The 15,132-nt window shown below is 71.8% G+C and carries 13 protein-coding genes; 6 read left to right on the top strand and 7 right to left on the bottom strand.

Features of this window, described 5'->3' with window-relative positions; genetic code table 11:
- Positions 1-28 precede the first annotated feature (28 nt).
- Genes purE through AYO52_RS01515 form a run of 4 tightly spaced genes read right to left on the bottom strand, consistent with a single transcriptional unit; the run spans position 29 to position 3,374 of the window.
- Positions 29-541, bottom strand: coding sequence for a 5-(carboxyamino)imidazole ribonucleotide mutase (gene purE, locus AYO52_RS01530; RefSeq protein WP_067712244.1), 513 nt, complete (start codon positions 539-541; stop codon positions 29-31).
- A 48-nt stretch (positions 542-589) separates the two neighbouring features.
- Positions 590-1,876 (bottom strand): 5-(carboxyamino)imidazole ribonucleotide synthase, encoded by a 1,287-nt coding sequence (locus tag AYO52_RS01525; protein ID WP_067712242.1) that lies wholly within the window; start codon positions 1,874-1,876, stop codon positions 590-592.
- Between the two features lie 22 nt (positions 1,877-1,898).
- Positions 1,899-2,462, bottom strand: a complete 564-nt coding sequence (locus AYO52_RS01520; RefSeq protein WP_067712239.1) for a PH domain-containing protein — start codon at positions 2,460-2,462, stop codon at positions 1,899-1,901.
- A gap of 3 nt (positions 2,463-2,465) precedes the next feature.
- On the bottom strand, positions 2,466-3,374 hold the full coding sequence (locus AYO52_RS01515) for a biotin--[acetyl-CoA-carboxylase] ligase (protein ID WP_067712236.1): 909 nt from the start codon (positions 3,372-3,374) through the stop codon (positions 2,466-2,468).
- A 77-nt stretch (positions 3,375-3,451) separates the two neighbouring features.
- On the opposite strand from AYO52_RS01515, the gene AYO52_RS01510 reads away from it, so the two are divergent.
- From AYO52_RS01510 to AYO52_RS01490, 5 genes are all read left to right on the top strand, one after another.
- Positions 3,452-5,113 carry an acyl-CoA carboxylase subunit beta gene (locus AYO52_RS01510; protein WP_067712234.1) on the top strand — a complete coding sequence of 554 codons (1,662 nt, stop codon included), beginning with the start codon at positions 3,452-3,454 and terminating at the stop codon, positions 5,111-5,113.
- Positions 5,110-5,358: an acyl-CoA carboxylase subunit epsilon gene (locus AYO52_RS01505; protein ID WP_067712231.1), complete on the top strand. Its 249-nt coding sequence runs from the start codon at positions 5,110-5,112 to the stop codon at positions 5,356-5,358. Before AYO52_RS01510 ends, AYO52_RS01505 begins: the two co-directional genes overlap by 4 nt.
- A 180-nt stretch (positions 5,359-5,538) precedes the next feature.
- Entirely contained in the window at positions 5,539-5,970 is a 432-nt protein-coding gene (locus AYO52_RS01500) for a cupin domain-containing protein (RefSeq protein WP_067712228.1), read from the top strand.
- 22 nt (positions 5,971-5,992) lie between these two features.
- A complete protein-coding gene (locus AYO52_RS01495) occupies positions 5,993-6,673 on the top strand; it encodes a nucleoside triphosphate pyrophosphatase (RefSeq protein ID WP_067712224.1) in 681 nt (226 codons plus the stop codon).
- Positions 6,674-6,881: 208 nt separating this feature from the next.
- A complete protein-coding gene (locus AYO52_RS01490; protein ID WP_067712221.1) occupies positions 6,882-8,669 on the top strand; it encodes an acetyl/propionyl/methylcrotonyl-CoA carboxylase subunit alpha in 1,788 nt (595 codons plus the stop codon).
- Positions 8,670-8,939: 270 nt separating this feature from the next.
- Here AYO52_RS01490 and AYO52_RS01485 read toward each other — a convergent pair whose 3' ends face one another.
- Positions 8,940-10,715, bottom strand: coding sequence for a glycerol-3-phosphate dehydrogenase/oxidase (locus AYO52_RS01485; RefSeq protein ID WP_067712218.1), 1,776 nt, complete (start codon positions 10,713-10,715; stop codon positions 8,940-8,942).
- Between the two features lie 101 nt (positions 10,716-10,816).
- On the opposite strand from AYO52_RS01485, the gene glpK reads away from it, so the two are divergent.
- Positions 10,817-12,376: a glycerol kinase GlpK gene (gene glpK, locus AYO52_RS01480; RefSeq protein ID WP_067712215.1), complete on the top strand. Its 1,560-nt coding sequence runs from the start codon at positions 10,817-10,819 to the stop codon at positions 12,374-12,376.
- 83 nt (positions 12,377-12,459) lie between these two features.
- Here the strand turns inward: glpK and AYO52_RS01475 are convergent, their stop codons facing one another.
- Together AYO52_RS01475 and AYO52_RS01470 are read right to left on the bottom strand one after the other, a co-directional pair.
- Positions 12,460-13,578 (bottom strand): ABC transporter ATP-binding protein, encoded by a 1,119-nt coding sequence (locus AYO52_RS01475; RefSeq protein WP_067712212.1) that lies wholly within the window; start codon positions 13,576-13,578, stop codon positions 12,460-12,462.
- Positions 13,575-15,122, bottom strand: a complete 1,548-nt coding sequence (locus AYO52_RS01470) for an ABC transporter permease (RefSeq protein WP_371517096.1) — start codon at positions 15,120-15,122, stop codon at positions 13,575-13,577. The genes AYO52_RS01475 and AYO52_RS01470 overlap by 4 nt, the downstream gene beginning before the upstream one ends.
- Between the last annotated feature and the right edge of the window lie 10 nt (positions 15,123-15,132).

Genomic DNA, 15,132 nt, shown 5'->3' with positions numbered 1-15,132 from the left:
GTCGGCCCCGCCGCCCCCGCGGTGGCGATCAGCCGAGCAGTTGTCGGCGCAGGGCCTCGTCCTTGCGCTCGACCATCGCCTCCAGCTCGGCCTGGAACGCCTCCATCCGCTCGCGCAGGGCGGGGTCGGAGGCGGCGAGGATCCGCACCGCGAGCAGACCCGCGTTTCGCGCCCCGCCGATCGACACGGTGGCCACCGGGACACCGGCGGGCATCTGCACGATCGACAGCAGGGAATCCATGCCGTCCAGGTGCTTGAGCGGCACGGGGACACCGATGACCGGCAGCGGCGTGGCCGAGGCGACCATCCCCGGGAGGTGCGCGGCGCCGCCCGCACCCGCGATCACCACGCGGACGCCCCGGCCGGCCGCCGAGTGGGCGTAGTCGAGCATCTTCTGCGGGGTGCGGTGTGCCGAGACCACCCCGACCTCGAAGGTGATCCCGAACTCGGCGAGTGCCTCCGCCGCTGCCTCCATGGTGGGCCAGTCGGAGTCGCTGCCCATGATCAGACCGACCTGCGGCCCGTCGTGTCGCTCGGTCATCCCGTCGCCTTTCCTCGGTGTGGTGCGCTCAGCGTTCCGGTGGTGCGCTCAGCGTTCGAAGTCCCCGGCCGGCGCCCCCGAGTGGGGGTCCCAGCCGTCGGCCCACTCCCCGTGGGAGAGCCAGTGGGCCGCGAGTTCCGCGACCGCGCGGACGGATGCCACCTGTTCCGCGTCGTCCGGGTCGACACCCGGGTCGGCCAGGACGTTGACGTGGCCGATCTTGCGGCCGTGCCGCTCCGACTTGCCGTAGAGGTGCACCTTCGCGTGCGGGAACCGCGCGGCGAGGTGGTGGACGCGCTCGTCCATGCTCATCTCCGGCGTCTCGGGAGCGCCGAGGACGTTGGCCATCACGGTGAGGGGCGCGGTCGGGACGGTGGAGCCGAGCGGGTAGTCGAGTACCGCCCGCAGGTGCTGCTCGAACTGGCTGGTGGTGGCCCCGTCCATCGTCCAGTGGCCGGAGTTGTGGGGTCGCATCGCGAGCTCGTTGACCAGTACTCCCGGGCGACCGTCCGAGCCGATCACCTCGAACAGCTCCACGGCCATCACGCCGGTCACGTCGAGGTGCTCGGCCAATCGCAACGCGGTGGCCTGCACGGCCGAGCGCAGGTCGTCGGGCAGCCCGGGGGCGGGCGCGATCGCCACCGAGCAGATCCCGTCACGCTGGACGGTCTCGACGACCGGCCACACCGCCCCCTGCCCGAACGGGGACCGGGCCACCATCGCGGACAGCTCCCGGGTCCACGGGACGCGGGCCTCGGCCATCATCGGCACCCCGGCGGCGAGCTGCTCGTCGGCGATCCGCTCGGCTTCCTCCAGCGAGCCCGGCATCCAGACGCCCCGACCGTCGTACCCGCCCCGCGCGGCCTTGAGGACGATGTTCCCGTCCTGTTCGTCGTGGAAACGTCGGACGTCGGCGAGCGAGTCCACGCCGGTGAACGGCGGGACAGGGGCGCCGATCTCCGCGAGCGCGCGCCGCATGACCAACTTGTCCTGGGCGTGGATGAGCGCGGATGCACGGGGACGCACGGCGACCCCGGCGGATTCCAGCTCGAGCAGGATCTGCGGGGGCACGTGTTCGTGGTCGAAGGTCATCACGTCGGCGCCCTCCGCGGCGGCGCGGACGGCGTCGGGATCATCGTGCGCGCCGATCACCACATCCGGCGTGACCTGGGCGGCCGGGTCCTGCGGGTCGGCGGCGAGCACGCGGAGCGTCTGGCCGAGGGCGACGGCCGCCTGGTGGGTCATGCGGGCGAGTTGTCCCCCGCCGATCATCGCCACGACGGGCGTGCCGAGGGGATTGCGGCGGATGCGCGAGTCGTCGTTCACGTCGCCCATGGTCTCACGCGGGGCGAGGTCGTCACCGCCGCCCCGGGAGCCCCCAGCGGAACCGTGGCGCCGCGGCGACCGGAGCGGGCGGGGGCGGGGGTGGCAGCCGCATGAGCTCGTCGTAGACGGCGGCGTGGACGCGGGCGACCTCCGGGACGTGGTCGATCTCCACCGGCGGCAGGTGACCGAGCTCGAGGATCAGGCATCCCGTGCCCAGGGCGCGGTCGGTGAGGGTGTGGCGGAACCTGACGGCGCTGATCCTGCGCAGCGGCACGTCCACGCACCGCCGCGCGGACCCGGCCGGCCGGTAGAGCACCCTCTCGTCGGTGACCACGAGGTCGGTCCGTGCCCACCGGGTCAGGGGCCAGAGGCCGAACCGGAGGACGACCAGGGCGTACAGCACCGCGACCATGGCCCAGGTCGCCGTACGGTCCCCGGCGTGGACCACCTGAACCTCGATGAAGCCGCCGGCGATCCCCGCGAGACCGGCCCCGACCACCGTGACCAGGGCCGGGCGGACGAGGGCGCGCCAGTGTGGGTGGGTGTGGACGATGAGCGTCTCCCCCGGCGCGAGGACCGATCGGATGAAACCCACGGCTCAGCCGCCCCACCGACCGCCGGCGCCACGGACGTGGGTGACGTCGCCGGCGGCGACGGCGAACTCACCGTCGGGGTCGACGACGACGAGGCGGCCGTCGCGGTCGACCCTGTCCGCGCGCCCGGTCCTGATGACGCCCCCCGGCAGTTCGACCCTCACCTCGGTGCCGACGGTGGAGCAGGCCTCGGTGTAGGTCGCCATGAGCTGGTCGGAGACGGTCGATCCTCTCCCGCGCTCGCACTCGCGCCACTGGCGTTGACGCAGGGCCAACGCCTCGAGAACGGCGAGGGCCACACTGTCCCGGTCGTCGGACCCGCCAGAGAGCACGAGGGAGGTGGCGTGGGGCACCGGCAACTGCTCGCCGGTGAGCGAGACGTTGATCCCGACCCCCACCACGACGGCCGGTAGGCGGACCGAGTAGTCCCCACCGGCACGCACAGTGGTCATCTCGGTGAGAATCCCGGCGATCTTGCGCCCGTCCACCAGGACGTCGTTGGGCCACTTGAGAGTCGCGTCCACGCCTCCGGCCTCGCGCAGCCCGTCCCTCACCGCCAGCCCGGTCACGAGCGGCAACCAGCCAAAAAGCCCCGCAGAGACGGCGCCGGGTCGGATGAGCACGCTGACGACCACCTGCGTGCGCGGCGGGGCGGTCCACACGCGACCGAGGCGACCGCGACCGGACGCCTGGTGCTCGGCCAGCAACACGCTGCGGTCCGGCGCACCCCCGGCCGCGCGGGAGATCAACTCGGCGTTCGTCGAACCGATGTCGTCGACGACGTCGAGAGACGAGTACGGCGCGTCCGGGCCCTCCACCAGAGCGCGACGGAGCGCGTCGGCGTCCAACCTGGGCGGGGTCTCGATACCTGGATCTGCGTGCACGACCCCCAGCGTATGTCGCCGCTCGGACATCGGTCGGGGTCGCCGCCGGGGGATGTACACCGGGTCACGTCGCCACGGAGGCGGGTCACTGGTTAGAGTCTTGCAACATGACGACTGCCTCAGAACCGGACGTGAACTCGGCTCTGTCTAACGACGTACCGACGGCATCCGCGACCCCCGACATCCACACGACCGCCGGGAAGCTGTCCGAGCTGCGTAGGCGCCTCGACGAGGCCCGGGCCCCGATGGGGCAGGCCGCGGTGGACAAAACCCACGACAAGGGCCTGATGACGGCTCGCGAGCGCATCGAGAACCTTCTCGACCCGGGCTCGTTCGTCGAGATCGACGCGCTGGCCCGCCACCGGGCCACGACGTTCGGTCTCGCCGAGCGCCGGCCGCTGGGCGACGGTGTCATCACCGGCTACGGCACTATCGACGGCCGGAGCGTCTGCGTCTTCTCGCAGGACGCCACCGTCTTCGGCGGGTCGCTGGGCGAGGTCTACGGCGAGAAGATCGTCAAGGTCATGGATCTGGCCCTCAAGACCGGCCGTCCGATGATCGGCATCAACCACGGCGCCGGCGCCCGGATCCAGGAGGGCGTCGTCTCGCTCGGCCTGTACGGCGAGATCTTCCACCGCAACGTGCTCTCCTCGGGTGTCATCCCGCAGGTCTCCCTGATCATGGGCCCGTCGGCCGGCGGCCACGTCTACTCCCCCGCCCTCACCGACTTCACCGTGATGGTCGACAAGACGTCGCAGATGTTCGTGACGGGCCCCGACGTCATCAAGACCGTCACCGGCGAGGAGGTCTCGCAGGAGGAACTCGGCGGCGCCACCACGCACATGACCAAGTCGGGCGTGTCCCACTACACCGCCAGTGACGAGCAGGACGCCCTGGACTTCGTCAAGGACCTGCTCTCCTACCTCCCGAGCAACAACCGTGCCGAGGCCCCGCGGTTCCCGTTCCCCGTCGCCGAGGGTGCGATCGAGGACAACCTCACGCTCGAGGACCACGATCTCGACACGATCATCCCCGACTCCTCCAACAGCCCGTACGACATGCACGAGGTCATCTCGCACATCGTCGACGACGGCGAGTTCCTGGAGATCCAGGGCCAGTACGCGATGAACGTCATCGTCGGCTACGGCCGCATCGAGGGCCGCAGCGTGGGCGTGGTGGCCAACCAGCCCACCCAGTTCGCCGGCTGCCTGGACATCAAGGCCTCCGAGAAGGCCGCACGCTTCGTCCGCACCTGCGACGCGTTCAACATCCCCATCCTTACGCTGGTCGACGTCCCGGGCTTCCTGCCCGGGACCGGCCAGGAGTTCGACGGGATCATCCGCCGCGGCGCCAAGCTGCTCTACGCCTACGGCGAGGCCACCGTCGGCAAGGTCACCGTCATCACCCGCAAGGCCTACGGTGGCGCATACGACGTCATGGGGTCCAAGCACATGGGTGCCGACATCAACCTCGCGTGGCCGACCGCCGAGATCGCCGTCATGGGCGCCTCGGGAGCCGTCGGCTTCGTCTACCGCGACCAGCTCAAGCAGGCCGCGGCCAACGGCGAGGACGTCGACGCCCTCCGGCTCAAGCTCCAGGCCGAGTACGAGGACACCCTCGTCAACCCGTACGTCGCCGCCGAGCGTGGCTACGTCGACGCGGTCATCCCGCCCTCGCACACCCGTCTGCAGGTCGCCCAGGCACTGCGACTGCTCGACCGCAAGGTCGTCGAGGTGCCGGCCAAGAAGCACGGGAACATCCCGCTGTGACCGGCGAGCAGCAGCAGGACCCCGCCAGCCAGCCGGAGAAGCCGTTCCTCGAGATCGTGGGCGGCAACCCCACTCCCACGGAGGTGGGCATCCTGTCCGCGGTCTTCGCGACCGCGCAGGGGAACGCCGCGCACGCGAGCGACCACGACACCGGCGTCAGGGACGACTGGGGATCCTACGAGGACCGCCTGCGTCCGCCGTTCGGATACAGCCCTAGCTCGTTCCTCAACCGCCGCCAGTACTGAGCGCAGAGGACCGACCACACCACGAGCCGCCCCCGTCCCCGTCCCCCGCGTGTGCCGATGCACACTCCGGAGTACGGGCACGGGGGCCGCTGCGTCGGATCAGGGCCGTTGTGCCGGACAAGTAGGGTGGTGGGACCGCCGCCGGACCGGTCGGCGGGCAGTTCTCGAGGAGGATCGTCGATGTCCGAGGAAGCCACCTCCGACGGGCGGGAGGCCGGGGCGGCCGGCGGCTACACCCGCGACCCCGAGGACGAGGATCGCGATCACGGTCGCCGCGCCGGCACCGACGAGGGAACCGCCACCCACCACACCGACGTCATCGGGAGGGCGACGCCGTCCGCCACCCGCCCCGGGGCCACGGTCGTCCACCGGGACGAGACCGCCAAGATCGTCGCGTTCGAGTTCGACGAGGGCCAGGAGATGCCCGACCACGCCGCGTTCCACCCCATCCTGGTCCAGGTGCTGCGGGGACGCGTGGAGTTCGTCCTGCCGGGCCGCACACTCGAACTGCGCACCGGCGAGATCCTCCACCTCACCGCCAAGCTCCGTCACCGGGTCCGGGCACTCGAACTCACCACGCTGACCATCACGATGCTGCTGCCGCGGTCCTGACCCAGTGGCTACGCTGAGGCCCATGATCGCGCTCGTCCTCGCCTCCGCCTCCCCGTCCCGACTGCGGATACTCGAGCAGGCGGGGGTGGACCCGCTCATCCGCCACCCTCAGGTCGACGAGGACGCCCTGCAGGCCGCCCTGCCACCGGGGACCCCGCACGTGCGGGTCGTGGAAGAACTGGCCCGCGCCAAGGCGGAGGACGTTTTGCAGCGCGAGGGCGAGTCGCTCGCGGCCGAGGCGAGGTCGGCCGGCGCCGACACACTCGTGGTGGTCGGGTGCGACTCGATGCTGTTGGTCGACGGCCACCTCGAGGGCAAACCACACACCTACGAGCGCGCCATGGAGCGCTGGCGGAGGATGCGCGGGCGTCACGGGGTCCTGCTCACCGGCCACGCGCTGATCGTGGCCGATCTCACCGGCGACGACCCCCTCGCCGTCACCTTCTCCGAGACCGACACGTCCGACACCACGGTGCACTTCGGCGCACCTTCCGACGCCGACCTCGACGTGTACCTGCGCACGGGGGAGCCGCTCGAGTGCGCGGGCGCGTTCACGATCGAGTCACTCGGCGGCTGGTTCATCGACCGGATCGAGGGCGACCCGTCGAGCGTGATCGGGCTCAGCCTGCCACTGCTGCGGCGACTCCTCGAGGGCGCCGGAATGAACGCCCACCGCGTCTGGCGACCCGAGCTCCGGACGTGAATCCACCCGGGTTTCCCCACCCGCGGACGTGACGGCCAGAACAACTTCGCAGGTCAGGCCGTCCGACTCCCGGCTGGCCCGCCCCCGCGGGCCAGCCCTTGGACCCCCAACACCACACATGAGGGGGGCCTCTCATTAGACTGCGGAAGAACTCGGTGGGCCCCACGGCCGATCGACAGTAGAGACGTTTACCTCCAGGAGGCCCTGAGTGCCCAGTCATGCCAGCTCTCACATCACCAAGGTCCTCGTCGCCAACCGCGGCGAGATCGCCGTCCGTGTGATCCGTGCGGCGAAGGACGCGGGCCTGGCCAGCGTGGCCGTATACGCCGAGCCCGACGCCGACGCACTGTTCGTCAAGCTGGCCGACGAGGCCTTCGCTCTCGGAGGAACCACCTCCGCGGAGTCGTACCTGGTCTTCGACAAGATCCTCGACGCCGCCGCCAAGTCCGGCGCCGACGCCATCCACCCCGGCTACGGCTTCCTCTCCGAGAACGCCGACTTCGCGCAGGCCGTCATCGACGCCGGCCTGATCTGGATCGGCCCCCCGCCGCAGGCCATCCGGGACCTCGGCGACAAGGTCACCGCCCGCCACATCGCCGAGCGGGCCAACGCCCCGATGGCCGCCGGTACCAAGGACCCCGTCGCGGGAGCCGACGAGGTCGTGAAGTTCGCCGAGCAGTACGGCCTGCCCATCGCGATCAAGGCCGCCTTCGGTGGTGGCGGTCGCGGCATGAAGGTCGCCCACAGGATGGAGGAGGTCGCCGAGCTCTTCGAGTCGGCCACCCGTGAGGCCGTCGCCGCGTTCGGCCGCGGCGAGTGCTTCGTCGAGCAGTACCTCGACAAGGCCCGCCACGTCGAGGCCCAGGTCCTCGCCGACCAGCACGGCAACGTCATCGTCGCCGGCACCCGCGACTGCACCCTGCAGCGCCGCTTCCAGAAGCTCGTCGAGGAGGCCCCCGCGCCGTTCCTCACCGATGACCAGCGCAAGCGGATCCACGACTCCGCCAAGGCCATCTGCAAGGAGGCCGGCTACTACGGCGCCGGCACCGTCGAGTACATGGTCCAGGGCGACACGATCTCCTTCCTCGAGGTCAACACCCGCCTCCAGGTGGAGCACCCGGTCACCGAGGAGACCGCGGGCATCGACCTCGTCCTGCAGCAGTTCAAGATCGCCGAGGGCGAGGTGCTCGAGTTCACCGAGGACCCCGCCCCGCGTGGCCACGCCTTCGAGTTCCGCATCAACGGCGAGGACGCGGGTCGCGGCTTCCTGCCCGCCCCCGGCACCATCACCGGTTACCACGAGCCCACCGGCCCCGGAGTGCGCATGGACTCGGGCGTCGAGCAGGGTGACACCATCGGCGGCCAGTTCGACTCCATGCTCGCCAAGCTGATCGTGTGGGGCGAGGACCGCGACCAGGCACTCGCCCGCTCGGCCCGCGCCCTGGCCGAGTACAAGATCGAGGGCATGGCCACGGTCCTGCCGTTCCACCAGCACATCGTCACCAACCCGGCATACGTCGGTGACGGCAAGAGCTTCGACATCTACACCAAGTGGATCGAGGAGGAGTGGGACAACCCGATCGAGCCGTGGTCGCCCACCGGTGCGCCGGCCGACGACGACGAGCCCGTCGAGCGCAAGAAGGTCGTCGTCGAGGTGGACGGACGTCGCGTCGAGGTCTCCCTGCCCGGTGACCTGGCCTTCGGCGGCTCCCATGCCGGCGGGACCGTCCGCCGCAAGGCCAAGTCCCGCACCCGTGGCGGCGCCGCAGGTGCGGCCGCGTCCGGTGACGCCGTGTCGGCCCCGATGCAGGGCACCGTCGTGAAGGTCGCCGTGGAGGAGGGCCAGGAGGTCTCCGCCGGCGACCTGGTGGCCGTGCTCGAGGCCATGAAGATGGAGAACCCGGTCACCGCGCACAAGGACGGCGTCATCACCGACCTCGCCGTCGACGCCGGTGCCGCCGTCACCCAGGGAACGGTCCTCTGCGAGATCAAGTGACCTCGTGACGTAGTGGGCGTTCTCGCGCCCACCACGTGCCGAATCCCTGGCGCATCTGCGTCGAACTCGAATCCGCCCCTCGGATCTCGATCTCCGCCCCGGCCCCCGGGAGCGAGTCGAGATGCGAGGGGCGGATTCGTCGTCAGGGAGTCCGGACGCGGCCGGGCCACTCCACCCGCGGGCGGGCCACCCGGCCGGCCTGCGCGGACGCGGCCGGGCCACTCCAACCGCGGCCGGGCCACCCGGCCGGCCCGCCCGTACGGGGCCGGGTCAGCCGGTCGAGCTGTCGACCACGGGCTGGGCGCTGGCGGGATCGAAGGTCGCGTCCGCGAGGAACTCCCGGACCTCGGGCACACGCCGGAGGAATCCGTCCGCCTCGTCGTCGGACTCCGCCACCTGGCTCGCTTCTTCGGCGGCGACCCGCCGCTCGAACAGCTCCACCTCCCTGGCGATGCGGTCGTCGTCCCAGCCGAGAACGCCCGCCATCAACTCGGCGACCTCGCGGGCGCAGTCGACGCCACCGTGCTGGTACTCCATGGAGATCCGGGTGCGTCGCACGAGGACGTCCTCGAGGTGCAGGGCGGCCTCCGCGAGGGCGGCGTGCACGATCTCCACGCGCAGGTAGCGCTCGGCTCCCCGGACGGGATCGAGGAGGTCGGGCCTGTCGGCGGCGAGCTCGAGGACGTACTCGGCGAGCGTCCCGTACCGCCCGAGGAGATGCTGCATCTGGTCGTCGCGGATCTCGTACTGGTCGGCGATCCGGTCGGCGCGGTTGACCATCCCGGGGTAGCCGTCGGCGCCCAGCAGCGGGATCCGGTCGGTCGTCGACGGCGGCACCTCGGCGGCCCGCTCCCCCAGTTCCGCCACGGCGGCGTCCACCGCGTCGGCGGCCATCACGCGGTAGGTCGTGTACTTGCCGCCCGCCACGACCACCGCGCCGGGGGCCACGGTCATCACGGCGTGTTCGCGGGAGAGCTTGGCGGTGGAGTCGGCGCCGCCGGAGAGCAGCGGGCGCAGGCCGGCGTACACGCCGCGGACGTCCTCGCGCCGGATCGGGGTGGTGAGCACCGAGTTGACGTGGCCGAGGATGTAGTCGATGTCCGCGCCGGTGGCCGCCGGGTGGGCGAGGTCGAGCTGCCAGTCGGTGTCGGTGGTGCCGATGATCCAGTACTCGCCCCACGGGATGACGAACAGCACGGACTTCTCGGTGCGCAGGATGAGCGCGGCCTCGGAGTCCACCTTGTCGCGGTCCACCACGATGTGCACGCCCTTGGACGCCCGCACGGTGAAGCCGCCCTCCTCGCCGAGCATCTTCTGCAGCTGGTCGGTCCACACCCCGGCGGCGTTGAGCACGGCCCCGGCCCGGACGTCGGTCTCGCGACCGGTCTCGGCGTCACGCACCCGCACGCCGGTGACCCGGTCGCCGTCCCGCAGGTAGCCGATCACCTGGGTGGAGTTGGCCACGACCGCCCCGTGGTGAGCGGCGGTGCGCGCCAGGGTGAGAGTGTGGCGGGCGTCGTCGACGAGGGTGTCCCAGTAACGGATCCCGCCCACGACGGCGTCCTCGCGCAGCCCCGGGGCCACCCGGCGCGCTCCCGCGCGGCTGTAGTGCTTCTGCGGCGGGACGCTCTTGGAGCCGCCCATCAGGTCGTAGAGCACGAATCCTGCGGCCATGTAGGGGCGTTCCCAGAACCGACGGGTGAGCGGGAAGAGGAACTTCAGCGGCGTGACCAGGTGCGGGGCCAGGCGCGTCATGCTGAGTTCGCGCTCATGGAGGGCCTCGGCGACCAGGCCGAAGTCGAGCTGTTCGAGGTAACGCAACCCACCGTGGAACATCTTCGAGCTGCGGGAGGACGTGCCGGCGGCGAAGTCGCGGGCCTCGACGAGCGCCACGTTCAGCCCCCTGGTGGCCGCGTCGAGCGCGCTGCCGGTGCCCACCACACCCCCGCCCACGATCACGATGTCGAAGGTGTCCTCCGACAATCTGCGCCAGGCCTCGGCGCGGCGGTCGGGGCCGAGGACCGATCGGGACCTGGTCGTGGGCATGGGCGCTCCCTCCGGGGCCGTGCGCGGGTTCCGGCCCGTCGCCGACGACTCTACGCGCGAGGCGGACGTGTCCACGCGAACGCGGACGTAGTCTTGGCCGTGTGACTCGCAGCTCCTACATCCTCGCGATCGACCAGGGCACCACCTCGACACGGGCGATCCTCTTCGACGACCGGGGCATGCCGGTGCCCGCGGCGACGGCGCAGGTCGAGCACCGGCAGATCCTGCCGAGGGCGGGCTGGGTCGAGCACGACCCGCTGGAGATCTGGCAGAACGTCCGCGCCGCCATGGCCCAGGTCGCGAGCAGCGTGGACCTCGAACCGGCGGCGGTGACCGCCATCGGCATCACCAACCAGCGCGAGACGGTGGTGGTGTGGGACCGGGAGACCGGCGATCCGGTCTACAACGCGATCGTGTGGCAGGACACCCGCACCTCCGGCATCTGCGCACGGTTGTCCGAGGCCCACCCGGACGGCGACGACCGGTTCCGCGCCGCCACCGGCCTGCCCCTGTCGACGTACTTCGCCGGCCCCAAGATCCGGTGGATCCTCGAGCACCTGGACGAGCGGGGCGAACGCGGGACCGAGCGGGCCGAGGCCGGGGAACTGCTGGCGGGGACCATCGACTCGTGGTTGGTGTGGAACCTCACAGGTGGGCGCCGGGGTGGCGACGACGGCGAGGCGGCACTCCACGTCACGGATGTCACCAACGCGTCGCGGACCCTGCTCATGGATCTGCGGTCCCTGGAGTGGGGTGACGAGCTGTGCCGTGAGGTCGGCGTCCCCCGGGCGATGCTGCCGCGGATCGTCCCCTCCTCCGGCGTGCTGGGGCACGTGACGACACGGCGGATGTTCGGCGGCACGCCCATCGCCGGGATCCTCGGCGATCAGCAGGCCGCGATGTTCGGGCAGACCTGCTTCGAGCCGGGCGAGGCCAAGAACACCTACGGCACGGGCGCGTTCCTGCTGCTCAACACGGGCACGACGCCGCAGTTCAGCGAGAACGGTCTGCTCACCACCGTGTGCTACCAACTGGGCGATGCGGATCCCGTGTACGCCCTGGAGGGCTCGGTGGCGGTTGCCGGGTCGCTGGTGCAGTGGCTGCGCGACAACCTCGGGGTGATCTCCACCGCCGACGAGACCGAGGACCTCGCGACGTCATTGGAGGACAACGGCGACTGCTACCTGGTGCCGGCGTTCTCCGGGCTGCTCGCCCCACGGTGGCGGCCGGACGCCCGCGGCGTGATGGTGGGCCTGACCCGCTTCCACACCCGGGCGCACCTGGCGCGGGCCGCGCTCGAGGCGACGGCCTTCCAGAGTCGCGAGATGGCCGCCGCGATGGTCGCCGACGCCGGGGAGTCCGCCGATTCGCTGCGGGTGGACGGTGGGATGGTGGTCAACGACTTCCTCATGCAGTTCCAGGCCGACATCCTCGGGGTGGACGTGATCCGGCCGGAGGTCACCGAGACCACCGCACTGGGTGCCGCGTTCGCCGCCGGGCTGGCGGTGGGTCAGTGGGACTCCCCCGACCGGCTCCGTGAGCTGTGGAGGGAGGACTGCCGCTGGACGCCGCAGATGCCCGAGGAGGAACGTCAGCGGTTGATCCGCCGGTGGGACGACGCGGTCGAGCGGACGCTGGGCTGGGCGGACGTCGAGGGCTGACCCGACGGCGACCGGTGCGATGGGCGCGCTCGGTCGGCGGGTGCGATCGGCGGGCGCGGTCGACAGGTGCGGTCGACGGGGTGTCAGACGGCGTGGAAGACCGCCGGCCGCAGCGGACGCACGGCCAGTCGGGAGCCCGTCCCGACGCGCTGACCCGTGGGTACCGGCACGGCGCAGATCTGGTCGGTGCCGTCGAATCGCATCCGCACCAGGGTCCGGGCACCCCCGAACTCGACGGCGGTGCACACGGCGTGACCCCGGATCTCCTCGTCGTCGTACCCGTCGTCGTACCCGTCGTCGTACCCGACCTCGTGCCCGGCGGCCCCGACACCGCGCACCTCCAGGCTCTCGGGGCGCCACAGGACGGTCCCCCGTCCCTCGGCGGGCGAGTCCAGCGGCACGGTGCCGAGAACCGTCTCCGCGGTCGCGCCGGTCGCCGTGGCCGGCAGGGCGACGGTCTCGCCGGAGAGGTCGGCGACCCCGCGGCTGACCGGATGGTGATAGAGCCGCTCGGGGGTGTCGACCTGGGCGAGCTCGCCGTCGATGAGGACCGCGACGCGGTCAGCCGTCGCCATCGCCTCGGAACGGTCGTGCGTGACGAGGATGGAGGTGGCCCCGGCCTCGGCGAGCAACGCCGCGACCTCCGCTCTCACCGCTCCGCGCAGGGCCGCGTCGAGCGCGCTGAAGGGCTCGTCGAGCAGGATCAGCCCGGCGCCGGGGGCGAGTGCCCGCGCGAGCGCCACCCGCTGCTGCTGACCGCCCGACAGCTGCGACGGCCGGTCACCCGCCCGGTCCGCCAGCCTGACCAGGTCGAGCACCTCGCGGACCCGCTCGGCACGCTCGGCGCGGCCGCGCCACCTCGCCAGGGGGCCAGGCGGCACCAGGCCGAACCCCACGTTGTGCGCCACGTCCAGGTGGGGGAACAGCGCGCCCTGCTGGGGGACCAGCCCGATCCCGCGCCGCTGGGCACTGAGCCGGTCGATGCGGCGGCCGTCCAGCAGGATCCGGCCGGACGACACCGGGTGCAGGCCCGCGATCATGCGCAGCATCGTGGTCTTCCCCGATCCGGAGGCGCCCAGGACCGCCACCGATTCTCCCGCCTCCACCCGGAGGGAGACGCCACGGACGACCGGGGAGCCGTCGTAGCCGCCCGAGACGGAGTCGAGTTCGAGTACCCCGCCGGGGCTGGGCTTCCAGGTCATGTCGCGCTCCGTTCGGTCTCGTTCGCCCGGCCCGAGGCCGCGGTCGCCGTGCCCGGGTCGCGTCGGCCGCCCGCGCCCCAGCCGAACGACCTACTCAGCACGAACGCGGGGATGGCGGCCACGACGACCAACATGGCGGCGTAGGGGGCCGCCTGCGAGTAGGCCGCCACCTCGGTGTGCGACCACATCGCGGTGGCGAGGGTCTCCGTGCCCGTGGGCCGCAACAACAACGTGGCGGGCAGTTCCTTGGCCACGCTGAGGAACACGAGGCTCGCGCCCGCGAGGATCCCCGGCATCGCCAGTGGCGCGACCACCCGGGCGAACGTGCGCAGACGCCCGGAGCCCAGGCCGGCCGAGACGTCCTCAAGGCTCACCGGGATGGCGCTGACCGAGGAGCGCACCACTCCCACTGCGAGCGGCAGGAACAGCACCACATAGGCGAACACCAGCATCGGTGTCTGCTGGTAGAGCCCCGGCACCAGCCGGATCCCCACGAACACCACCGCGAGGCCCACCGTGATGCCCGGGAGCGCGAAACCGACCTGGGCGATGGTCTCGGTGGACCGCGCGACGATCCCGTCCGAGCGCGCCGCGAGGATCCCGATCGGCAGCGCCAGGACGATGGTGGCCAGCGCCGCCACGGCCGAGACCCCGGCGGTGGTGCCGGCGGCCTGGAACACCGGCGCCCACGAGACGTCCACGCTCGCCGCGGCGCGCACCCACCGGGCGAGGCCGGCGAGCGGGCCGAACACCCCGCCCGCGAGGATGACGGCGACGACGACGAGGGCGAGCCCCTTCAGGCGACCCAGCGGTAGCCGGGTGGGCGCCGAGTCCACCCCGGCGCCGACCCTCGCGACCTCGCCGCGTCGGGCCCGCCGCTCCCCGACCATCACGACCAGGGCCAACACGATGAGGACGCACGCCAGGACAGCCGCCGGGACACGGTCGAACGCCGCCCGGTAGGAGTGGTAGATGCCCAGTGTGAACGCCTCGTAGCGGAGCATCGCGACCGCCCCGAAGTCGGACAGCGTGTACAGCGCCACCAGGAGTCCGCCCGCGGCGACCGCCGGTCGGATCTGTCGGAAGGTCACCCCGAACACGGCGCGGGTGGTGCCGTGCCCGAGGGTGCGCGCGACCTCCTCGAGCCCCGGGTCCACCCGCCGGAGGGCGGCGGAGGCGGGGAGGAACACGTACGGGTAGCAGGAGATGGTGAGCACCGCGACGGCCCCCGGCAACCCGAGGACCTCCGGGAAGTCGGCCACCCAGAGGTAGCCGAGGACATACGACGGTGTGGCCAGCGGAACGCACAGGAGCGCACCGATGACCGGGGCCCCCGGTAGGTCGGTGCGGACCACGAGCCACGCCATCCCCACCCCGACGATCACGCTGGCGGTGGTGACCAACACGACCAGCACGACGGTGTTGCCGAGGAGGGTCAGCGTCCGACCGGAGCCGAGCACCTCGGCGGCGGACGCCGGGCCCCGTTCGCCAGCCCGGATGACCAGGTAGACCAGCGGGATGAGCGTCGCCGCACACGCCAGCACGGCGGCCGCC

Source organism: Dietzia sp. 111N12-1 (assembly GCF_001658045.1).
GTDB classification, from domain to species: domain Bacteria; phylum Actinomycetota; class Actinomycetes; order Mycobacteriales; family Mycobacteriaceae; genus Dietzia; species Dietzia kunjamensis.
This window is presented reverse-complemented; position numbering and strand designations above follow the sequence as displayed.